Annotated in this window: 20 protein-coding genes and 2 pseudogenes; 16 read left to right on the top strand and 6 right to left on the bottom strand. The window is 33.2% G+C overall.

Annotated elements, in window-relative coordinates:
- Positions 1-71: 71 nt before the first annotated feature.
- Complete coding sequence (locus AC6F34_RS01165; protein ID WP_500768125.1) at positions 72-380, bottom strand: hypothetical protein; 309 nt, start codon at positions 378-380, stop codon at positions 72-74.
- Between the two features lie 479 nt (positions 381-859).
- On the opposite strand from AC6F34_RS01165, the gene AC6F34_RS01160 reads away from it, so the two are divergent.
- Complete coding sequence (locus AC6F34_RS01160; RefSeq protein ID WP_500768123.1) at positions 860-2,455, top strand: ATP-binding protein; 1,596 nt, start codon at positions 860-862, stop codon at positions 2,453-2,455.
- A 258-nt stretch (positions 2,456-2,713) separates the two neighbouring features.
- A pseudogene (locus tag AC6F34_RS01155) lies at positions 2,714-2,990 on the top strand (CPCC family cysteine-rich protein).
- A gap of 144 nt (positions 2,991-3,134) precedes the next feature.
- Here the strand turns inward: AC6F34_RS01155 and AC6F34_RS01150 are convergent.
- Positions 3,135-4,586: an MDR family MFS transporter gene (locus tag AC6F34_RS01150; protein WP_500768121.1), complete on the bottom strand. Its 1,452-nt coding sequence runs from the start codon at positions 4,584-4,586 to the stop codon at positions 3,135-3,137.
- Between the two features lie 153 nt (positions 4,587-4,739).
- On the opposite strand from AC6F34_RS01150, the gene AC6F34_RS01145 reads away from it, so the two are divergent.
- The 4 genes from AC6F34_RS01145 (at position 4,740) to AC6F34_RS01130 (ending at position 8,674) form a co-directional block, all read left to right on the top strand.
- Positions 4,740-5,360 carry a TetR/AcrR family transcriptional regulator gene (locus AC6F34_RS01145; protein WP_500768119.1) on the top strand — a complete coding sequence of 207 codons (621 nt, stop codon included), beginning with the start codon at positions 4,740-4,742 and terminating at the stop codon, positions 5,358-5,360.
- 438 nt (positions 5,361-5,798) lie between these two features.
- On the top strand, positions 5,799-6,221 hold the full coding sequence (locus AC6F34_RS01140; RefSeq protein WP_500768117.1) for a hypothetical protein: 423 nt from the start codon (positions 5,799-5,801) through the stop codon (positions 6,219-6,221).
- 153 nt (positions 6,222-6,374) lie between these two features.
- Entirely contained in the window at positions 6,375-7,043 is a 669-nt protein-coding gene (locus tag AC6F34_RS01135; protein ID WP_500768115.1) for a DNA alkylation repair protein, read from the top strand.
- A 443-nt stretch (positions 7,044-7,486) separates the two neighbouring features.
- Complete coding sequence (locus AC6F34_RS01130; protein ID WP_500768113.1) at positions 7,487-8,674, top strand: MFS transporter; 1,188 nt, start codon at positions 7,487-7,489, stop codon at positions 8,672-8,674.
- An 89-nt stretch (positions 8,675-8,763) separates the two neighbouring features.
- Here AC6F34_RS01130 and AC6F34_RS01125 read toward each other — a convergent pair whose 3' ends face one another.
- Both AC6F34_RS01125 and AC6F34_RS01120 read right to left on the bottom strand, forming a co-directional pair.
- Positions 8,764-9,774, bottom strand: a complete 1,011-nt coding sequence (locus AC6F34_RS01125; protein ID WP_500768111.1) for an ROK family protein — start codon at positions 9,772-9,774, stop codon at positions 8,764-8,766.
- A gap of 239 nt (positions 9,775-10,013) precedes the next feature.
- The gene (locus AC6F34_RS01120; RefSeq protein WP_500770075.1) at positions 10,014-10,109 is read right to left on the bottom strand and encodes a hypothetical protein; all 96 of its coding nucleotides are present in this window, start codon (positions 10,107-10,109) and stop codon (positions 10,014-10,016) included.
- A 579-nt stretch (positions 10,110-10,688) separates the two neighbouring features.
- Here AC6F34_RS01120 and AC6F34_RS01115 point away from each other — a divergent pair.
- The 10 genes and pseudogenes from AC6F34_RS01115 (at position 10,689) to AC6F34_RS01070 (ending at position 19,140) form a co-directional block, all read left to right on the top strand.
- A complete protein-coding gene (locus AC6F34_RS01115) occupies positions 10,689-11,285 on the top strand; it encodes a hypothetical protein (protein WP_500768109.1) in 597 nt (198 codons plus the stop codon).
- A gap of 380 nt (positions 11,286-11,665) precedes the next feature.
- Positions 11,666-12,433: a MerR family transcriptional regulator gene (locus AC6F34_RS01110; RefSeq protein ID WP_500768107.1), complete on the top strand. Its 768-nt coding sequence runs from the start codon at positions 11,666-11,668 to the stop codon at positions 12,431-12,433.
- Between the two features lie 1,103 nt (positions 12,434-13,536).
- Positions 13,537-13,965, top strand: a complete 429-nt coding sequence (locus AC6F34_RS01105; RefSeq protein WP_500768105.1) for a hypothetical protein — start codon at positions 13,537-13,539, stop codon at positions 13,963-13,965.
- A 108-nt stretch (positions 13,966-14,073) separates the two neighbouring features.
- A complete protein-coding gene (locus tag AC6F34_RS01100) occupies positions 14,074-14,502 on the top strand; it encodes a hypothetical protein (protein WP_500768103.1) in 429 nt (142 codons plus the stop codon).
- Positions 14,471-14,686: pseudogene (gene rpsR / locus AC6F34_RS01095) on the top strand (30S ribosomal protein S18). The gene AC6F34_RS01100 and the pseudogene rpsR overlap by 32 nt, the downstream one beginning before the upstream one ends.
- A 792-nt stretch (positions 14,687-15,478) precedes the next feature.
- Positions 15,479-15,748 (top strand): 30S ribosomal protein S14, encoded by a 270-nt coding sequence (gene rpsN, locus AC6F34_RS01090; protein WP_500768101.1) that lies wholly within the window; start codon positions 15,479-15,481, stop codon positions 15,746-15,748.
- 23 nt (positions 15,749-15,771) lie between these two features.
- The gene (locus AC6F34_RS01085; protein WP_500768099.1) at positions 15,772-16,122 is read left to right on the top strand and encodes a hypothetical protein; all 351 of its coding nucleotides are present in this window, start codon (positions 15,772-15,774) and stop codon (positions 16,120-16,122) included.
- A gap of 301 nt (positions 16,123-16,423) precedes the next feature.
- Complete coding sequence (locus AC6F34_RS01080) at positions 16,424-17,620, top strand: GTP-binding protein (protein ID WP_500768097.1); 1,197 nt, start codon at positions 16,424-16,426, stop codon at positions 17,618-17,620.
- 472 nt (positions 17,621-18,092) lie between these two features.
- Positions 18,093-18,635, top strand: a complete 543-nt coding sequence (locus tag AC6F34_RS01075) for a dihydrofolate reductase family protein (RefSeq protein WP_500768095.1) — start codon at positions 18,093-18,095, stop codon at positions 18,633-18,635.
- A gap of 340 nt (positions 18,636-18,975) precedes the next feature.
- The gene (locus AC6F34_RS01070; RefSeq protein ID WP_500768093.1) at positions 18,976-19,140 is read left to right on the top strand and encodes a hypothetical protein; all 165 of its coding nucleotides are present in this window, start codon (positions 18,976-18,978) and stop codon (positions 19,138-19,140) included.
- A 250-nt stretch (positions 19,141-19,390) separates the two neighbouring features.
- On the opposite strand, the gene AC6F34_RS01065 is transcribed toward AC6F34_RS01070, so the two are convergent.
- Both AC6F34_RS01065 and AC6F34_RS01060 read right to left on the bottom strand, forming a co-directional pair.
- Entirely contained in the window at positions 19,391-20,623 is a 1,233-nt protein-coding gene (locus tag AC6F34_RS01065; protein ID WP_500768091.1) for an MFS transporter, read from the bottom strand.
- Positions 20,624-21,208: 585 nt separating this feature from the next.
- Positions 21,209-22,198, bottom strand: a complete 990-nt coding sequence (locus tag AC6F34_RS01060; protein ID WP_500768089.1) for a DUF3231 family protein — start codon at positions 22,196-22,198, stop codon at positions 21,209-21,211.
- Positions 22,199-22,582: the final 384 nt, after the last annotated feature.

Raw genomic sequence — 22,582 nt, 5'->3', positions numbered from 1 at the left:
TTTGAATAAGTAGGTTCTTTTAATTTCCCTCACTTTACCCTTCAAATTGCTCAACAATATAAACAGATGGTTTATTTTATTGATAAAACTAAAACGATCCATGTAAATATCCAACAAAAAAAAATTGAATGGATTGTCCCTAATAAAATTGCAATAATATATTTTACTTTATCCTTCATGAAAAAAACAGGAACGATTAAAAATACAAAGGAAAGAATGGATAAACAAGAGATATTAATTAGTAAATTAACTCCACCACTATAATTGACATGAAAAAAGAATACAGGAGTTTCTAATGAAAAATAGGACCAAATAAAGGTTATAATTGCCAAAGCCATTGTTGGTAAAAAGAAAATGAATAGGTATTTTAATTTACTCACATCTTACCTCCAGTCTTATAAACCATACTCCTATTGAATCCATTTATGATAGATGACTAACCTATATATGATTAAGAGAAAAGTTGGATATGAATAGGTATACTACAAAAGAGGAAAATCCCCTTTCTTTAAAATTGTGTTTATGTAAAATCAGTTAAACAGTTTTTTAATTCACTTTTTTATTAGCTGCAATTATCTGAAAATACACAAAATCGAAAGCAACAACATATGTAAATAAAAGATTTTTAAAAATTTAATATATTTTATTAAAAAGGCAGAAATTTAAATTTTCGCCTTTTTTAAGTGTTTAAACGTCTGAATAGAGAATGCATATTTTCTATATATAGATAATAAGATGATAAATTGTCCATATCAGATAATTGAAATTGGAATCAGTATATATTAAAATGAACAATTAACGTTATTTTTAATCAGTTGAATTCAATGACTTACAAAATAAATTGTAGATGGTGGCTTTAATGATAATAGAATCTAAGAATGAATATATATATAATTCACACCAAAGATGCTTTACTAATAAATTGAATCCTCATAATCTTCCGGATCTTAAAGATAAATTGCTTGATAATGAGTTGGAACAAAAGAAGAGGATGCTTGCTGATACCATTTCTGTCGCAAGAACATTTATGACCAAGTTAATAGATGAATTAGATGGTACAGCTGTATTAATCGTTATCACTGATGATGAAGGATACATTATTGAGTTGTACGGGGATGAAATGATGAAGGCGCAAATTGAGCCTTTAGGTTTAACTACCGGAATCAGATTAAAGGAAGAAGAGGCAGGTACGAATAGTATTGAAATGGCATTAAAAATGAGGCAATCTGTCCAACTCATTGGTTCGGACCATTTCTTTCATTGTTTACATGAAAGTGCCTGTTTCTCTGTTCCCTTTTTTTCTTTAGGAAAAATAAGCGGTACGATTTCGGTGATGATGGCTGCTCATCAAGCAAGTGCTTTCCATTCTGGACTACTACAGTCTGCTGTCGATTCTATTGAACGAGAGGTTAGAGTAAAGCAACAGAATAAGAAATTACTAGTCTTGAATCAAGTGCTTATGGAAAACAGTCGAAATGGAGTCATCTTGGCCAATGAGAACGGAGAAATAGTTGAAATTAACCCTTTTGCTGAGAAAGTACTATCTTGCGAAAAAGCAGAAATATGCAATCGTCATATTACAGAATTTGCAGTTATCGGTGAATACATGGAAAATGTTTTGCGAGGAAGTAAAAAGTACGAAGATATAGAAGTGTCTATATCAAATAAGACGTATCTATTTGATTCATTTCCTATCTATAATGAGTCCAACCAGATAAATGGAGTGTTTGGTCAGTTTAGAGATATTACAGAAAGACTTGTTTTAGAAAGACAACTTATGCTAAGTGAGAAATTGTCCGCTATAGGGAAAATTAGTGCCGGGCTTGCCCATGAGATAAGAAATCCCCTTACCTCTATCATAGGATTGCTACAAGTCCTTAAAGGAAATAGAAGTACAGATAACGACAAGCAAAACGAATATTTTAGAATCATTTTCAGTGAATTAGAAAGAATAAAAAACCTTGTTCAGCAATTTGTGATGATGGCTAAACCTGATTCAAAAGAAGTCGCAAAATCAAGTGTGAGCCTACATGAAGTTTTTGAAGATATATTGACGTTAATGGATAATGATTTTAGAAATAAAAACATTAAGGTTCATTATCAAGCTTTTTATAAAAAAAAGATTAGTGTAGATAAGGATAAAATTAAACAAGTATTTCTTAACATTCTACAAAACTCCTTTGATGCCATCGACTTTAATGGAAACATATCAATTGATATCAATCAGAGTAAAACTGATAATGGGATTGAAATTACGATCAGTGATGATGGATTTGGAATGGATAAAGATACTTTAAATAAACTATTTACTCCTTTTCATTCTACAAAAAAAGACGGATTAGGTTTAGGGTTATCGATGAGCTATGATATTATTGAGTTGCATAAAGGAAGAATAAAAGTAAAAAGTGAGAACGGGGATGGGACAACCTTTACAATATGGTTGCCACAAACTTAAAACTCAATAAAATTGACTATTAGTACCTCATTGAAGTTCAATGAGGTTTTTACTTTTTCAACCATAAAGTTTCACTCCCTGTTATTACCTTTGCAATATTAAGTACAAAGTTAGAACAAGGAGATATGTTTGTTTATAATAGACTTACTTATGAATAAGCATAGTATCTCAAAGTGGGGTAATAAAACATACTTATAGCAAAAAAGAGATAGCCTTATTGAATATCTTGAATAACAAATTAGAGAAAAGGTGAAAAATTTGAACGAACTATTTACATGCCCTTGTTGTGGTTTTAAAACATATGAAGAAGATCCTACATATACTCATCAAATATGTGATATATGTTACTGGGAGGATGACGCGAGTCAGTTATTTGATCCAGACTTTAAGCATGGCCCAAATCATGTTTCTTTCTTTACGTGAAGCACAAGAAAACTTCCAAAAGTTCGGTGCTAAAAGTATTGGAGTTACACAATATGTAAGGAAACCAAATAATAATGATGTTAAAGATCATGATTGGAAGCCTTTAGATTAATATATTTTGAAGAACCTGATAGTTTTTTTATCAGGTTCTTTTTTGGGGGTTGCCTACACCATAAAAATCAAATGGTTTCTACCTATATAATAGATTCAAATAATAATTAGAATTAATTCAGTACAAAAGATCTAATATCTTGCATTAAATCCCATGTTTACTTTTACGAACGAAGAATGCCAAGACAACGGCTGCACAAGCAAAGTAGAACCCAATTGAAAAGCTTAGCTGTGATCCAACGGTCATGGCATCTACCAGATCAGTATCGGTTGGATTCGTAATCTTCGATAGAAAGTTTTGCTGACCGTTTTCCATAATCGCTATAAATAAAGCTGCACCAATTGCTCCTGATACTTGCATTAACGTATTCGCAATCGCTGTACCGTGTGGATAAAGCTTGGTCGGCAGTTGATTTAATCCATTCGTTTGAGCAGGCATCATAATCATAGCTACGGAAATCATAAGCAATGCATGCTGAATGATAATGACCCACATAGGTATACCAGGTGTAGAGAAACGGTAGGTGAATACAGTCACTGCTAACAGAATCGTCCCAGGAATTAAAATTGGTCGTGGACCAAATTTATCAAAAAGACGTCCCATAACCGGTGACATAGCTCCATTAATTAATCCACCAGGTAACATAACTAACCCAGTAGCAACGGCAGTGAATGCTAGAGCTCCTTGCATATACATTGGCAGTACAAGCATCATAGCGAACATTGTCATCATCACAAGCATCACGAGTAGTAAACCTACAAAAAACATAGGATAGCGGAATACACGAATGTCGAGCATCGGTTTATCTAGTTTTAATTGTCTCCAGCTGAACAATCCTAAAGAAACAAATCCAACAATCAAACAAGTTAAAACAACTGGGTCTGTAAAGCTAGCGTCTCCTTTTCCTGCTGCGCTAAATCCGTAAACAATCCCTCCAAAACCAAGAGTTGAGAGAATAAAAGAGAATACATCAAGCTTTGGTTTGGAAACCTCGGTAACATTTTTTAAGATTTTAATCCCAAACAATAATGAGAAGATAGAGATCGGAACCACTAAATAGAATAACCAGCGCCAGGATAAATTTTCTACAATTAAACCTGATACAGTCGGTCCGATGGCCGGAGCAAACATAATAACGAGACCAACCATACCCATCGCAGCACCACGACGCTGAATCGGAATAACGGATAAGATAACGTTTGTTAATAATGGGATCATAATTGCTGTTGCAACGGCTTGAGTTAGTCGACCTATTAACAGAACAGTAAAGGTAGGACTAATTCCTGAAATTATAGTCCCAATGGTAAACAACGTCATCGCTGTAATAAATAACTGACGAGTTGTAAAGCGCTGCATAAAGTAAGCAGAGATCGGAATTAGTGTCCCAATGATTAACATATATCCTGTTACGAGCCACTGCACCGTACTATATGCTACGTTAAAATCAATCGTAATCGCGTTTAACGCGACATTTAAAATCGTTTCATTTAAAATCGCAACAAATGCACCAGAAAGCAATACAGCCAAAAGAGGCACCACTTTTATCTCTGGCATTTCTTTTTTTGCATTTATTTGCTCTGTATGTCCTACGTCCACATACATTCCTCCTATCAATTGCATTTACGAGACGGTATCGTTTCCTAAAGTATCTTAACACCACTCTTAATGAAACGCAATCGTATCGTATTTTACTTTTGTTAAGAAACTGATAAGATAAATGTAAGATTAAGATAAGAAGGGGGAATCTATGTGTGTAATGAAATCAACCACTATGATGGACAGACCAAGCGTGGAAGACCAATGGATTTGTCTCGAAACGAAATCATACTAGAAAAAACAATAGAGTTATTAGCGGAGGTTGGATTTGATTCTTTTACGATAGATGCTCTTGCAAAACGTGCTAAGGTCGGAAAAGCAACGATATATCGACGCTGGACATCGAAAGAAGAAATTGTAATTGAAGCTATATCCTCAATCAACCCATTTGAATCGATTATGGATAAAATCAATCAACAGCAAGACCTACGAGGACAATTAATTGACTTGCTTTGCTTTAGCTTTCAGGATGAGCACGAGCTGTATCAGCAAGCAATGGCAGCAATCGGCTCCGCCCTCCCACATAATAAGGAACTGGAACAGGGAATACATAGTGTTTTCTACCAAAAGCATCGAACCGCGCTATGGTTAATCCTTCAGCCTTTTGTAAGAGAAAACAGTATTCAATCAGACGAACTAGATCTGTTGGCGGACATCGGCCCAGCTTTACTCATCTATCGAATGTTTATCTTACGAAAGCAGTATGATCGTACGTACATTACAAATATCACAGATTTAATAATGTTACCTATACTTCAAAAAAATCTAAAATAATAGTGGAGATGTAAACCAAGAAGTAAGATAAAAGGAGATCTGAAGAAACAATTTTAGAATTACTATTAATTTTCAACATTAAAATAGTGGACTGCACTAATATTAAAGTCAAAAATGATAGGAAGAAACTAAAATTGACAAATTCCAATTATTTTTAAGTAACTGAGGTGAATCATAGCTGATATCTTTTAGAGTAGGGAGGATCACCTTTATTGGTTACATCGCTTTCTGCGACTAATTTCGCTGTCATGAAGATTTATTGAAACGAAAACTCTGAAATACCGTCTAATTATCCAAGGGGTGTAAATATTGGAAAAGTTAGGGTTAATTATTTCCTTGATATTTTTATGAATGGGGTTATTAGGCTGTCAACAAAATGGTAAAGAATAAGAACTCAAGAACGAGACCAACTTTAACACTCAGAATATGCCAATAAAGATGCCTGATGACTTTGATTTTTCAATTCAGTTTGGCGTTCAAAAAAAGAATGAAATTAACACTTTCGATAGCACGATGATTAAGGATTTAATCACAAAGGGAAAAGCAACCGCAGAGATCATTTTAACAGAGGAAGAAATGGACGATATTTATGAGAAAATGAAAGAATTTAATATTATCGAAACAAAAATATTTATACCAGAACCTGTAAACGGTGTGATTTGTGCGCAAGAACCGCATGGAGAAGATGAGTGGAAAATTAGAATAAACGGTGAAACGATCATACATTTATTTTCAGAGGAATACTTCGAACCAACGCACGATGCAAAACAACAAATTGAGTTGAGAAATGATGTCTTTAATATAATTAAAAGTAAGGATGAATATAAAGCACTCCCAAAATCCGAGGGAGGATATGAATAGTTAGGGTAAACTAAGAAGGATTCATGTCTTTATTGTTGAAGTTATTGAATTAAAAGGGCAGGTTCGATTAGTAACCTTGTTACAATCAATGAAAACCATATTTATTAGAATATAATAATATCGAAACAGCACTTTAAAAAGGAGTTATATTAAATGAATGAAAATAAAAGTACAGAAATAAAACCCTTTTCCAAAGCAGCAAAAGTTCTAGCTCAGATTAATAGTAATACTATGCTAGGCGAATTACGAAAAATTGCGAAGGATATTAAAAAAGATCACGAATTAGCTATGGAACTTTGGTCAACTGAAGAGTATTTATCGAGACTAGTAGCAATCTTAATTATGGATAAAAAATCTCTTTCACAAGAAGTGCTAAATAAGCTTGATAAGGATATGCAAGCTCATACTTTTGATGAACGAAATTACTTAATGGATTGGTTAATGGCTAATCAGCTCAGCAAAGATAAGAAGACAATTGCTTTGATGGAGTCATGGCAAAAGAGTCCTACTCCTCTTCAAAGGCGAGTTTTCTGGTATTATCAAGCACGATTGAGATGGACTGGACAAACACCGCCTGATAACACAGAAGATTTACTAACTGCATTAGAAACGAATATTGCACATGAAGAACCGGAAGTTCAATGGGCTATGAATTTCACAGCAGGCTGGATAGGCGTTTATGATAAAAAGAATCGTGCACGTTGTATTAAACTTGGTGAGAAGACGGGTCTTTACAAAGATGAAAAAGTAGCAAAAGGTTGTACACCCAGCTATTTGCCGGACTTTATTACAATTGAAGTTAACAAACGCAATAAAAATTAGTTGCGCCTCTCAATATTTCATTAGAGTATCATGCAATAAATAACGGACTTCAGAACCTCACAAAAATTTTAATAGGCTTGGACCAAAAATAGAAACCAGAGGTTATGGCAGCTCGTTAGTTAATTATCCAAGGAATCATATTGTGATATTTATAAGTTTTATTTTTTCTAAATAGGTGAAGAAGAAATGTAAATGAATCAATTGCTTGAAACAACGTTAAACATACAATTTCTATGCTTTTTTACCCATTTACCTACACAATTTACCTTAAAGAGGGAGGTATTTTATTAGTTTTTACAAGACTTATAATAAGTAGTATAATAATTTAAAAGTATAGTAGAACATTTGACTTAAATACAAATGAGAACATCCACTTGTATTTTTAATGCTTTACTGAAAGAAGAATAGAGACACAGTAAATAATTAACAGAGAGGTAAGACATATGGAATTATCAATTAATCAACAGAAGAATTGGAAACTAGCAATATTTGTGATTTTTGCTTTGCCTGGTCTAGCTTTTGCTACTTTTATTTCTCGTACTCCAATTATAAGAGACTTGTTAGATGCATCAACATCTCAAATGGGATTAATTATATTCGGGTTGGCTGCAGGATCTCTTTGTGGTTTAACTTTAGCTAGTCGTATTATATCAGCAAAAGGGGCTAAGTTTGTTATAAATATATGTGGCTTTATTGTGGTCTTGAGCTTTATTTTCCTTGGACTAAGTGCATATGCTTCAGTTAGTATTCTGGTATTTTTAAGTCTATTCATTTTTGGTTGGGGGTATGGCTTAGCTGAGGTTGCTTTAAATGTTGAAGGAGCGGCTTTAGAGAGGGCTTCCAAAAAAACAATGTTACCAGCCTTACATGCTAGTTTTAGTGCAGGAACGCTAATAGGTGCCACACTTGGAACTCTAGCTGATTTATTGTCTGTACCAGTAGAGATACACTTTAGTGTAATAGCCGTACTGATAGGGATAATCATACTTTCCCTGTCTCGAAACATCCCAAAAGGCACAGGTATAGAATCAAGATCAAACCTAAACGCTTCAGATACAGAATTGAGAAAAAAATCAGTTTGGAATGATAAACGTTTAGTTTTTATAGGTATTATTGTTTTAGGTATGGCTTTCGCTGAAGGTTCAGCAAATGATTGGTTGCCTATTATTATGGTCGATGGGTATAATGTTACCTCTACATTGGGTTCGAGTTTGTATGGAATTTTTGTAGCAGCCATGATGATTGGACGTTTAAGTGGAGGATATTTCTTAGACTTGTTCGGTAGAGTAAGTGTATTGCGAGTTACTGCAATTTTAGCTGGTGTAGGTATAATCCTTGTTATATTAGGTCCGAATGTATATGTAGGTACAATCGGAATCATATTATGGGGATTAGGTGCTTCTTTAGGTTTTCCTATAGGGTTATCTGCAGCTGGAGATGAAGAATCTGGAGCTAGTGCTAGGGTAGGTGCTGTTGCAACAGTGGGATATGCAGCCTTCCTGATAGGACCTCCTTTACTAGGATTTTTAGGTGAAAGTATTGGTCTACTCAATGCATTAACAGTAATTGTATTCTTTATTGTTTTATCTGGTATATTCTCTAAGTCTTTGAACCCAACCATACAAAAGTAGAAAGAAATAAAAAGGTGATCTGTAAGTAATTTAAAGATCGCCTTTTTACTGATTAAATATGTTTCTATTCAAGTTTTAATAATGATTCGTTAGGTAATGTGCATTTCTCTCTCATTCAGAGTAGAATAAATCAATCCATCGATATACTCTTTATGTAGATTTTCTTGGATAATAATCTTAGGTAGATGTTTAATTGGTATATATTGTATGCAAACATCGTGTATTTTAGCTAGTAATTTTTCATTACTTGCTTTACCAGTAAGTACAATTAATCTAGGATTCAAAATCGTTGTAGTTATTGAGATATAGCGAGAGCATATATCAATAAAACCTTCTTCAGTCTGTAGAAGATTAATCAATTCGTTTCGTTTTATATCTAACGGAAGATAAGATATTTCTCCTGCAAAATGAGTTGAACCTTTTATTACCCTCCCATTTACCATAAAGCCTGCACCTGGTAGTTCATTCTCTAAAAATGTAAATACTGCATAACTTTCTTTTCTCTCTTCAATTGGAGCATTAATTCCTACACCTAAAACAGTCAAATTCATATCATTATCTATTATAAAATCTAGGTCATAAAAGTATGAGAGTTCTTTTCTTAAATGTAAGTTAGCAAGAGAAGGAATATCACAAATTTCAATTACGCCGTTTTCAACTACCCCTGGAATTCCAATTCCAATGGATTGAATGAGCAGATCCTTTTCAGTAATTCTTGATATGCATTCTTTTAATTCGTTAATCGTTATTTCTGGGTATCTCTCCGTTTTTTTTTCAAGAATATCGCCTAGTAAATTTGCAGTTAAATATGTTAAAGATTGAGTGGATCCATCTTTTTGTAAATAAATACAAGCGATATGTGAGTGGTCCGCATTAAATTGATAATGTTTAGCGGGTCTACCCCCGTTAGATGCTTGAAATTTTAATTCTATTATTTCTTTTTTCTCTAGTAGATCGTTTAGGATAGTATTGCATGTGGCTACACTTAGCCCAGTTATTTGTGAAACTTCAAGTTTTGTTACAGCATCTTTTTTTTTAATAGTTGATTTTATAAACTCTGTATTCATTTGTTTAAGTTGAGTTGAATCATTTATCTTCAAAACACTTCTCCTCCATCCAGCTTAACAGTTCACCTTAGATTTTATATGTATAAATTTCAGCTAATTATTTAAAATCCAGATCAATATTCTAAATTTCCTATTTTAAATGTTTACTTCAAGGTGCGGACTCCCTATATATGATTGGTCATTTTATTCAGTTTGTATCACCATAAAGTTTCTCCAAATGTTTTATAATCTTCATTGACGCATTAAAGACAAGGGTTAATCTTGTTCCATATTCAGATTGAGAGAAATCGCTTTACTGGTACTTGAGCATATACCATCCAGTCAATTATGTCATGATATCCTAATTCTCTCAATTGTGTTGTTAATATCTTCTTTGCTTTTTCATCTATCTTACACTCCTAAATATTTATTATAAGTTGTTTGTGTGACAATAAAAGAATTTATAATCTACTTGAATACAATGTTTGCCTAAATCTACATTATTTAAAAACTTTGTAATCATGTTGAGAATTTTTTACATCAAAGTGCCCACCGTTACATTTAGTTTTTTCCCCTAAGTTATATCATATAGAACGAGTAGTAGAACGCATTGTTCATTTTAGGGATTCTCTATCATTCATTTTGCACGTAACTGTAAGGACCAAGGGTAGTGGTTACTAATAATTTATCAAATGAGATTATTGGTATGCTCATAAATGGTTCTCCTATCACTACATCATCATTGGTGTATTTTCATAGTTCGAATTAATACATATACACCGATTACAGCAATATAAAATCTATTCTCATAATGCTTTCTTGTATTAAAGATGGAGCTTATTTTCAAGAACAGCTGCCAAATTAGACGGATTTTTTTACTCCATAAAGGCGACAGGTTTGTTGAAGAGGGACTATAATAAAATATAAAAATAAGAATATTTTCAAAAGGAGCCAAGGGGGAATCTTATTTGAAAAGTAAAATTCAACTATATGAAACAGAATCCCAATACTTTAGCCCCAATAAACACTTTATTTCACGTATTAAAGAAATGGAGAAAAAATCTGTTCATGGGGCACAGCTTTCAAGAAAGTGGACAACCATTTTAAATCAATCTCTTAGTAGTGAAACTTACCCTGTGATCCATCCGATTGGCAAGGAAACATTTTCATTATATGCAGAGTATCCAACGGGAGTATTTGAATATGCTTTAGACATTGACAGTGCAACTTCACATATAAAAGAAGAAGGGATTAAGCCAATACAGTTTGCTCCGTCGAAAATAATAGAAGCTGTTGATCAAGATAACATAAATACAGATCCAAATTTGATAAAGCCTAATCATAAAAATCCTGTAATGGTACTTCAAAGTCGATACTTAACTAATAATAGACTATATTGTATCAATGGAAATCATCGTATATTTGAAGCATATCGGAATAATGATAAACAAATAGAAGTTTATGTTTTTAAAGATTTAGAGTTTGTTTCTTTCTTTTATGACGTTTTAAGTAAGGCAACCTATTATTTAGAGATTGATTACCATAATTTAGTTAATGATAACTAATATTTGTTATATAACGAGAATGGTATAGGTAGAACAAAATTTTAAGGATACAAACTATTGATAAAGTATGAAGTGACAGTCGCTGTATCACCGAAGGATTTTGAGTTTTATGAAAACGGTAGAACAATCAAGGAGACATAATAAAAAGCTAAAGATACTAATGTATTAGAATAATTTGAGACCTTTTAGATCGCACACCTAGTCTGACAAGTCTTTTCTAGACATTCTGGGGACTCCTCAAATAAGACCAAATATAACCATGTAGACAAAGTCGGAATCTAAGACCTTTTAGTTTTTTTGGTTGAATATTAAAATTCTCTACTTGAACCTCTAGTTACTCGAGGTTTTATAATGAACATATAATTATAGGAGGGATTTTAATGAATGAGAATAACAAGTTTTCCATTGGGGAATTTTCAGAAAAGACAGGAATACCTATTCCTACTCTACATTATTATGATGAAATAGGTCTTTTACGTCCAGAAAAGAACCTTTCTTCAGGACACCGCATTTACAAGTACCAAGATATAATAACTTTACAAAAAATTCTAAGCTTAAAATTTCTAGGGTATAGTCTAGATAAAATCACTAATTTGTTAAATGAATCAAGCTTTACGATTGATTTTAATGAAAGTTTGTTCCTCCATTTGCAAGCTCTCGAAAAAGAAAAAGTACAAATTGATCAATCAATAAAATCCATTAGAAGAGTAATTAAGTTAGTCAAGGAAGAAGGGGAAGTTGATAGCGCCATATTATTTAGCTTAGTACATAACATGCGCACTGAACCTATACAAGAAGAATGGATGGAACGTCATATGTTAACGGATGTCGCAGAAGAGTTATCAAAAAAATCGGAAGAAGATAAAATCACGATAGATAAATCGATTATTCATTTGTCTAAAGAAGTAAAGCAATTATATGGGCAACCTATAGAGGACCCAAAAGTACAAGGCATGATAAAGACCTATGTAGAAGCATCCTACTCATTTCTTGGTGAGAACTTGAGACAAAAACTGGCTGATACTAATATAGAAAAGATTAATATTCAAGAACTTAGAATGATGGCACCTTCACCTTTCACAGAAGATGAGCAAAAATGGCTGAATCAAGCAATGGAGATATATATGAAGAGAGAAATATTAGAATAGAAGGGTTTAAAGTTTAGCATATTCTGATTAAAATAGAGCAATTGACCTTTCCCATATAAACCAAGGTTATAGAATAAACGTTCTTCTCTCATTCGACTAATAGGTGTTGTACGTTGAATAAGAAAATCTTAAATAATCTATCTATTTGCAGCATGTTGGATAACATCACTTATTAGATGTCTATAGTGCTGGAATAGAAGTACATGGAATCTCTGTAAAAGCTATGAGCCATGTATGAAGTAGACATTTATATTTCCACTTGATATCAGATATTAATGATCCAGCAATACTAAACAAGTCAGTGTTAGACGTCACGTTATGTGGAGACTCTGCTTATAAGTTCACATTTACTCCTTCATGTTAAACGACGAGAACATTAGAGTTTTGATGACCCCAAAGCTGAGAGAACTGAAGAAGAAAAGTGGAAGTTCTTACAAAAAGTTCGTAATGAAATTGGTGTTCGTATTAGAAATTTCTCTCAAGGATAAAAATTGAGACAAAAACAAACTTTTCTTAAAAATAAGAACAGCATGTTTGTAAAAGTTTACAATGAGTGTTGGTTCTTCACTTTCGAGGAACCAACACTCATTGTATTTCATATTTTTCTGAATGTGCCTAAATATAAATTTGACTCAAGCTCCACAATAGAATTACCCCGATTTAATCGTATCTCAGGGATTGTTATGGCGTTAGACTTTATTGGCGTGTTGTAGTATTTAAAGAAGTGATAGAATTGTTTTGATAATCGGATAACATTCTATATAGTTATTTAATACGCTGTAGATACTAATTAATATTGAGACCAAGTGATACAACCAAACTAGTCATTTAACTTGATAGTGTAACAGGGGATCATTGAAGTTAGATAATATAAGAATTAAGGAAATAACTAGATATCTATATCCATTTCTATTCGTGGATAGCGGGTGTACTAATTGTAAAGGCATTAGCACAAGCGAGTACAGTTGTGATGTAAACTAAAGAAGAAAACCAAGGTTGGTTAGGTTTATAACTTAAAAAGGAGATCTGTTAATTTCTCCTCGGGTGAAACTTAAAACTATTGGAGCCTAATTTATACAATAAAATGAAATGTGAGGACATTAATGTATTATACAATGTTATTACTCGGTCTGGTGTTATTGATCAGTGTTGTTTTCTGGATTATTTATATGTATAAGAAAAAGGAAGTTACTATTTTCAATACATTAAAAGCTCTTTTGATACTAATATTTAGTGGATTATTGCTAGTTTTAACTCTCCCTAGCCTAAAATATATGATATTAAAAGACTATGATGTTGTAGAAGGTAGTTGCACAATCGAGATAGAGGCATCTGGACGACTAAGTGAAGCAGTATTTAAGATACTGGATACATCCGATGTATTTTACTTTAGAGATATCCCTGAACTAGATTCCTATGGAAGAGCGGTCCCTTATTATTGTGAGGTAGTTGTCACAAAAGATCATATGTTTGAAGTAAGTTATAAAATCTATGATGCAAAATCGAGGGATCTAATACAAACAAGTGAATAGTATTTAAAACCTCAACTTCTAATAAGCAACAAAAATATATGAGGTTTAAAAACATTAAATTAAATAATTTAAAACTGGGAATTTTAAATATAAAAAGGTGTGCATTTAATGATAAAAATTAATGTGTTAATTTTATTTATTTCTTTATCATTTTATCAAGTACCTTATACTGAAGCTAAAAGTACCTATCTGTACGATGCAAATGATAAAAAACAGTTCATAAGTGCAGAGAAATATTTTCAGAAATTAGACGGTTCAGATTACACTGAATTACATAATTCGAATTTAAATTATAAGGAAATAGTACTTTATAAAGACATAATAAAGTCACTTAAAAAAGAAGCGAAGAAGTATCAAATTTTATCTGAACATGATAAAGGAAATAGTAATGTAAGTCCAAATCGTCAGGTTTACCTTTATTACACGTTGAAGGTAGATGAGAATAGTATTATGTATAGATTCATAATAATCGATGCAGAAACAGAAGATATACTTGCTTTGGGAAATGGAAATAGTGTTTACTCACCTGAAAACTAAACTTGAACATAATTGGTATACTCACATTGATTATTAAGAGATCGGCTTATTGAAGATACTCATTTCTAAACAAGGAAAGGTTTTACCACATCATGTAACTCGTACTGACGCTAAGTACCAACGTAAATTAATGGATGCTATTAAGGTTTTCATACATTGGGACTATTATATGACTTTTAGCTAATAAGGTGATTTAGAAAGGATAGGCAAACAGGAATGAAACCCTGCTTCCTATCCTTTTTTGTGTGCATTTATGGAGAAAGGTCGTTCCTTTTGGAATGCTTTTGTGGTGGAAGTAGTTATCACAGCATAGTGATCAATACGATCCTATTCAGAAAATTGAAGTTCAAAGAATTCATTTTTCGTCTTATCTCAGAAAAGTGCGGGTTAGTTGAAGGTTTATTAACAATTCGCATACAATCGAAATAGTTATAGGTATTATTTATATGAAATCAGCTAGAAGGTTTTTTTAAAACTTCTATACCTTTATGAAATTTATATATATAGACTATACTGAACTACATCTTTTTCAAAAAACTTGACAAAGGATATAAAGGAGTGGTAATTTATAAAACGTAATAATTACGATTTAAAAACATGTGGGAAAATGTACAGTGAAATCCACTTCTATTACCGAAATACAATGAAGATTAACATCCATGATCTTGATTATTAAAGGTAGAATTCTACCTTTTAAATCGTAATGATTTTGATTTATTTCTGAATTCAATTGCATCTTTCAAGGGAGGAATAATTGAGGTAATTAGAAATATCATGTAAATGCTCTAAGTGGTTGTTTAGGTTTAGAAAAGAATACCTTACACAAATAGAGAACAATTGAAGGATGCAGTTTGTAGATGTTATGAGTGAGCTGAATCTTGATGCACATGAAATTATCTAAAATAATCTAGATTATGGGAAAAATCACTGGATAAAGGACTAGGTAATAAAATTTTATAGAAAAAGGTGAAAATAGATGGCTAAGAAGTCTAAAATTGTCAAAGAAAAGAAACGCCAAGAGTTAGTAAAAAAATATGCTGAAATTCGTAAAGAATTAAAGAATAAAGGAGACATTGAAAGGATTAGAAAATTACCGAGAGATTCTTCTCCTTCTAGATTAAAAAACAGATGCGAATTAACGGGAAGGCCAAGGGGCTATCTTAGAAAATTTAAAATGTCTCGTATAGCTTTTAGGGAATATGCTCATAAAGGACAAATTCCAGGAGTGAAAAAATCAAGTTGGTAGGAATTAAATAGGAGGAGTATACAATGAATTCGGGAAAACCCCACCCCATTGTGATTGATATGTTATCTAGTAGTGCTATTAAATGTTTAGATTCTAGAACAAGAGAAGTTTATCAATTTATTGTTAATGCAGAAGATTATTTAGAAAGTATAGCAACAGACGAATACCATTTTGCTACATTATTGGCTAGTAATTCTCCATTTGAAAAGGCAGTTAATCATTTTCACATACCGAAAAAGAAGATAAAAAGGATTATGGATAAAGCACAGGAGAAAATAGATCATATAGTCAATGAAAAATATAATAATATGAAATGGGTTGATTGTAGTAATGAATGTACTCCTGGAAAGAAGACATTCTTATTTCTTCATTAATGATAATTAAGTTATGAGCATCTAGTATAGTGGAATGTTTTACATCTTGTATAAATTTTACAAAGAAAAACAAAATGTCTTCAGTTTTTCGATTGACTTAGTCTGTTCAACTTGAGATGACTAGGTCAGCAAATTAGAATAGACCTGCCTGATGAGTAGGAGATATTCTCGCAAATTGGTTCTTTTATCGGTAAAGAAATTTAAAATAGAATGAATATCAAACTGAAGATTCGATTCATTTACACGATGCATATGCATCATTAACATCGATTAAGAATTGCAAAAATAAAGGAGTGGTAATATGAAAAAAATCCCTGTTACTGTCTTAAGTGGATACCTTGGATCAGGTAAAACAACTTTATTAAATCATGTACTAAATAATCGTCAAGGTTTAAGAGTGGCTGTCATTGTCAACGATATGAGCGAAGTTAATATAGATAGTGAATTAATTCAAACGCAAGGTGGTTTTTCACGTACAGAAGAGAAATTAGTAGAGATGTCGAATGGTTGCATTTGCTGTACACTCCGGGAAGATTTACTCGTGGAAGTGCAAAGATTAGCACAACAAGGAGATGTAGATTACATAATCATTGAATCGTCAGGAATAAGTGAACCTGTACCAGTTGCTCAGACATTTTCTTATATAGACGAGGAACTGGGCATTGATTTAACTCAATTCTGCAGGCTAGATACAATGGTTACAGTTGTTGATGCCAATAGGTTTTGGCATGATTTTGAGTCTGGAGATACGTTGCTAGAGCGTAAGGAAGCGGTAGGTGAAGAAGATGATCGCAATATTGCAGATTTGTTAATTGATCAAATTGAATTTTGTGATGTTCTCATCTTAAATAAATGTGATCTAGTAACTATGGAAAATTTGGATGCTTTGGAAAAGGTCATTAAAACATTGCAACCTGATGCAAAGGTTATTCGCACAGTTAATAGTGAAGTTGATATAAATAAAATACTAAACACAGGTTTGTTTGATTTTGATAAAGCTAGTGAATCGGCAGGGTGGTTAAAAGAACTAAATTTAGGACCATCTCAACATACGCCTGAAACAGAAGAGTATGGGATTTCATCTTTTGTTTACTCACGAAAGAGACCATTTCATTCAGTACGTTTTAATAATTGGTGCGGGGCGATGCCTATGCAAATTGTTAGAGCAAAGGGAATTGCATGGTGCGCAAGTAGGAACAATTTGGCGATTTTATTATCTCAGGCGGGTCCATCTGTTCGACTTGAGCCTTTATCTTATTGGGTAGCATCGTTACCTGCTGAGCAGCAAGAAAGAATTAAGTTAGCTAACCCACGTATTTTAGATGACTGGGATGAGGATACGGGGGATCGACATACGAAACTAGTGTTTATAGGTATCGACTTAAACGTTGACAGCATTACAAAAGAGCTAGATGAATGTTTATTAACAAATGAGGAAACTATAGAAGATTGGAGCAAACAATCGGATCCATTTTATTGGAACATTCAAAAGAACTGATCATAAATATTATACATCTTTTATTCCATAAGAAATTGTAGCTGGGCTTTCTCTCCTTCCAGGCAGTAACATTTCAGCTGTACTTTTTCCAGTTTACTTTAATCGGAAAGAAACGTTGGGAAATAACCCCAAATAAAACGGTTGACTATGCCGAACTAATCGTTTAAAGTGTGGTTATAAAAGTCGGAAGGGTGAAATAAGTACATGATTCAATAATCCTACTTAAAAAAAATTGATACTATTCTATATTTGCTTCAGAAAGGGCTTGTATGCCAAACTGTTCAAAATATTAATTTTATCGATTGTTTTTCGAGATGGGGTTATTGTAAAGTACTTTATAAGGACTAAAAACGGCATTGAATAACAAAGCCTATTTTTGTCTTTATTATGAATTACACTAACTCCTATCTCGGAAAATGAGTATAGGAGTTTTTTTTGTTTAAAATTACTATATTATTGGAGGGATTTTTGTATGGCAAAACTGATCTATCACATTGCAGTTACTCTTGACAACTTTATTGCAGATCTAAAAGGGGATGCGGGCCCTTCTGTCTTTTCTCACGAAGGGGATCATGTTCCAGATTTTATATCTGATATTCAACAATATGATGCTGTATTGATGGGTAGAAAAACATACGAATACGGCTTTCAATTCGGTCTTAAACCGGGTGAGCCTAGTCCTTATAACCTGAAGCATTATATTTTCTCAAGCACGATGAAATTTGAATCAAACGATGAAGTAGAGCTAATTAAAAATGATACAGTAGGTTTTATTAAAAATCTAAAAATGAGGGAAAACGGTAAGTTGTGGCTCTGTGGGGGTGGTGAACTGGCCGGTTCATTGATTAAATATAAACTTATTGATCAATTAGTGTTAAAAGTTAACCCATTACTAATAGGATCAGGGACACCTTTATTCGGTAGTGTTAAGCCTCATATTAATTTGGAGTTAATTACCACAAAACAGTATACGAATGGGATTATTAAATCTACCTATAATATCATTTACTCTTAGCAAATAAGTTGGATTGCGAGGGAAAAACGAAATTAAATTAGAATCAGGCGCTTTTTTTTATTGAAAAAGCGTCTTTTTTTTATGAACGATTGACTTAAAGAATGTAACGGGTGCTTATAATCAAGACAGCTGCTAATTTAGACAGCTTTTCTTATGTAAAAAAGGCAGTTTAACTTAATATGAAAAAAACAAGAAATAAGAGATTCTCTTTTTTTGAAGATTTTTATACATTTACTCTTGAACTTAGACTTAACTAAAATGTTCGTGCTTATTAGAAAATAAACTTATTAAAGCCAAAAGAAGAGATAATGGTTATCGGGAATATGATGAGGAATGTGAAGTGCAACTACAACTTATCATTGTATTTACAATTAAAGAGATTCAACAGTTACTTTTATTAAGAGATGAATTCATACCACAAGAATGTAATAATTCAACAGTCTTGTTATTTGAGCAGAAAATAAAGCAACTTGAAAAAGAATTGAGTTTTATCAACAAGCTTTAAAAGTATTGCTAACAGTAAAGGAACTGAGTGCACTAGGTTTTTATTTTTTATGAAAAACTTGGATATCAGAAATTGCTAAAATGGCAAAAAATAAGCAAGTAAAAAAAAACATCTCACAGGTTTAAATTCTAGAAATCTTCTCCAATGGTATACTAGCGTTTTCATTATTATGAAACTATCGAGGAAGGCTAGCGAAAAATCAAAAGCTAAAAATAAACAAGTACCGAAAAAGTCTTATTATTTATGCATATTAGATGTCGGCATCTTCTATTCGAGCTTTTCTCATTGATGAAAGACTGAACCATAGTCCGCATAAAGCTAGTCCAGCTATCGAAACCCATAAAGCCGTTAGGAAGCCTAGTCCGTCAGCGAGGATACCTCCTAATGGAGCGCCGATAACAACTGCACTACGGTTGATGGATCGCAGTGTGGCATTCATACGACCTTGCAGGTGAGATGGCGTTACATACTGTCGATATCCCATTTCAAGAGGTCCCTCGATTCCCATGGCAAAACCGTACAAGAGCTGCCCTACAAACACAAAAAGGAGAGCTATGTACTGCGTGTCAGAGTTGCTAGTTGCTAAGGCCATCAAGATAACTGCTGGACCATAGAGAATTCGAGAAAAAGCCATTGCACGCCCAACACCAAAACGCATACCCGCTCGAGGAGATAGAGAGGTTCCGACGACAGCACCAACACCTGTAGCGGCGAGGACAAAGCCAAGAAGTGAGGCGTCGAAGCCAAGCTCAATTAAGAAAATCGATACTAGGATCGTCATAGTCATACTATGAAAGAGAAACCAGACATGCGTGTTTAAAGCGAGTGTACGAAGGTATTCGTGTTGGTAGACCCAACGCAAACCTTCCTTGATTTGTTGACCAAGTGGACCAGTCTTAACTTTTTTAATGGGCTGGTGTTTAATCGGTGCCAATAATACACCCGAAAACATATATGATAAAGCATCAAAAAGAAGGGCAAATGGTGCACCGATCAATGAGACAAGTCCACCTCCAATAGCTGGACCGCTCGTTTCTGCAACTGCTGAGCTTTGTTCTAACCGGGCATTTGCACGTGTTAATAAAGAGCGAGGGACTAATTGTGGCACAAAGGACTGGTAGGCAGTATCATTAAAAAGAGACAATGCACCAAAGAGCACCAGTAGGAACATTAGCCAGCCAATACTGATTACTCCTGTGATAGACATTAAGCAAATAACGGTAAGTATGATGCTGCGCCCCAAATCTGTTACCACCAATACAGCCTTTCGATTTAAACGATCAACCAAAACTCCTGCTATTAATCCCAACAGTACATACGGAAGCCATCTAGATGCTGAAACCCATCCAACATCGACAGCACTGCCGCCCATATAACCAACCACCAAAACCTGAAGAGCCAGAGTTGTAATATATGTGCCAAAACTTGAAGTTGTCGATGCAATCCAAAAACGGACGAAGCTTTTGTGTTCTCTTACCTTCATCGGGGCTTCACCTCATTTGCCAATTTAACCGCCATATAAATATTGTAATTTATATTCGACTCTCAAAAGATTGTAGACATACAATATAATTTATCTAATTATAAGGACTAAAAAGTTGTTATCACAGTGACATATGTAATTAATATTCCTTGATTATCATGAGGACTTAAATCTGAAAGTGTAAACCTTTCAGGGGCAGTTATTATAAACGATTCACATATGAATGGAGACAAAAAACGGGAGAATAAAGAGAAGTACGTACGTTTATTTTAGAACCGGCTCGATTGGGTTAGTAGACTATTTAGGAGCTTAAGTCAGTAAGTACAATGTAGGTAAAGTACAACAAGGACATATGATATTTGTAATATCTGCTTTTGTGAGATGATGGACTTCAAAATGATGTTCTGATTATCACGTGGGGCGAATATCCCTTATTTAAGGCAAGCAAAGAAAAGCTATACCGTGAAATTATGTGTGAATATGGTTATCATTAGCTATCTAGCCAATGAAAAAAATAAGGTGTTGTAGCATAGTAAACACACAATCTTGCCGTTTCATTTGTTCGTTGTTATAAAAGAGTTTTTTTCAATCGGAATCAGGTTGCTTTTCAAACCATCCGTGTTTAACCATAATATTGTATGAAAAGGCACCTGCCTCCATTGCATGGGCAAATACTTTAGAATAGTTTAGGATTATATCTGTTCTTAAGCTGGAACCTAAAGAAGCACCATAGTAGGTAAGAGCTGCATTTACTAAAAATCCTGCGTGAAACATGATCAATTTGTCAGAAAATGGACTTACAGTAGAATTAGTAATCTCGGCATCCCATTTTTCAGGGATTGGTAAATGGTCCTCTTGTAAGATTAAATCAAAACTTTCAGCATCTTTCCCTGCTAATTTAACGTTTTTTACCATAAAATTACGAACGTCTTCACGGACTGCCACCTGACTAAACGCCAAACTTAAAGAGCTGATAAATCCAGTCTTTGTTGAATTAAAGAAAAGAGTGCTGATTTCCGAACTATTTAGTGGTCTTTTGTCTCCGATTAAATTAGAAATGAATCCTGGTGATTTTATAAACTCCACACCATGGGGTGAAGGAATTGAAGGGACGCTTCTATATTTTGGCTGGTTTATTGCTAATTTCACAATTTTTTGAAACAATTTCTTAGTTGAAACCGTACAATCAAAAAAATAATTTTGAAGGTCTTGTCGTTCCATATTTGTAACAGCTAAGCTATATGCATTTAGCCCATGAATGGTCATAATATAGGAGTAAAAAAGTAAAAATTGATCAGAAAACAAACGAGGTGCATTAACATTAACATCACCTTCAGTAAATCCAAGTGGGATTTGGAAATTAGCACTCTTTAAGAATTCAGTGATTTTAGTGATATGTCCTTCAGCTAACTGTAATGCGTTTTCTAATATAGACTTTATCTCTTTGTCTTCAACAATATTAAGAAAATATTTATAAACACAGATAGCCATACTATCACCCAAATATTGTAGCCAAAGAGCAGATACCTCTGCAGCAGTTAATGTGTTTGCTTTTGATTTATCGAAGACACCCAAAGAAAATACCTCCAATGTTTCATTTTTTCTGAGAAGTAGAAATGTACTTCAACTATCGGGTAACGTTAGTTGATTATAGAGTTACGAGCAGCTCCATTTTTTCGCAATTTTACTTATAAGCTTATAAAAAAGATTGGACTAACTCTCAAGATTTTGGTTCATCTATTATGGATGGTAATAAATATACATTTATATTTGATGATTTCACTTTTATGGTAGATGAAAATCTAGATAATTCATCTTTCCTGTTTATGTTGGTATTTAGATTTTTACCAATCAGAGATTAATTATGTAAGTAGATATATTATTCCTACACATTAAGATGAAACTGTGAATTACTAAAGAACAGGTAAAATGAAGAAGGAAGTCAGCAATAAAGGGGAA

This window comes from Niallia sp. CD-39, assembly GCF_059874745.1.
The sequence above is the reverse complement of the archived record's forward strand: the minus strand, read 5'-3'. Positions and strand labels throughout refer to the sequence as shown.

Bases quoted from the DNA above. Each gene is read 5' to 3' on its own strand.
- AC6F34_RS01160 (WP_500768123.1), top strand. From the start codon at position 860: ATGATAATAGAATCTAAGAATGAATATATATATAATTCACACCAAAGA.
- AC6F34_RS01140 (WP_500768117.1), top strand. From the start codon at position 5,799: ATGCCTGATGACTTTGATTTTTCAATTCAGTTTGGCGTTCAAAAAAAG.
- AC6F34_RS01135 (WP_500768115.1), top strand. From the start codon at position 6,375: ATGAATGAAAATAAAAGTACAGAAATAAAACCCTTTTCCAAAGCAGCA.
- AC6F34_RS01130 (WP_500768113.1), top strand. From the start codon at position 7,487: ATGGAATTATCAATTAATCAACAGAAGAATTGGAAACTAGCAATATTT.
- AC6F34_RS01110 (WP_500768107.1), top strand. From the start codon at position 11,666: ATGAATGAGAATAACAAGTTTTCCATTGGGGAATTTTCAGAAAAGACA.
- AC6F34_RS01105 (WP_500768105.1), top strand. From the start codon at position 13,537: ATGTATTATACAATGTTATTACTCGGTCTGGTGTTATTGATCAGTGTT.
- AC6F34_RS01100 (WP_500768103.1), top strand. From the start codon at position 14,074: ATGATAAAAATTAATGTGTTAATTTTATTTATTTCTTTATCATTTTAT.
- rpsN (WP_500768101.1), top strand. From the start codon at position 15,479: ATGGCTAAGAAGTCTAAAATTGTCAAAGAAAAGAAACGCCAAGAGTTA.
- AC6F34_RS01085 (WP_500768099.1), top strand. From the start codon at position 15,772: ATGAATTCGGGAAAACCCCACCCCATTGTGATTGATATGTTATCTAGT.
- AC6F34_RS01080 (WP_500768097.1), top strand. From the start codon at position 16,424: ATGAAAAAAATCCCTGTTACTGTCTTAAGTGGATACCTTGGATCAGGT.
- AC6F34_RS01075 (WP_500768095.1), top strand. From the start codon at position 18,093: ATGGCAAAACTGATCTATCACATTGCAGTTACTCTTGACAACTTTATT.
- AC6F34_RS01065 (WP_500768091.1), bottom strand. From the start codon at position 20,623: ATGAAGGTAAGAGAACACAAAAGCTTCGTCCGTTTTTGGATTGCATCG.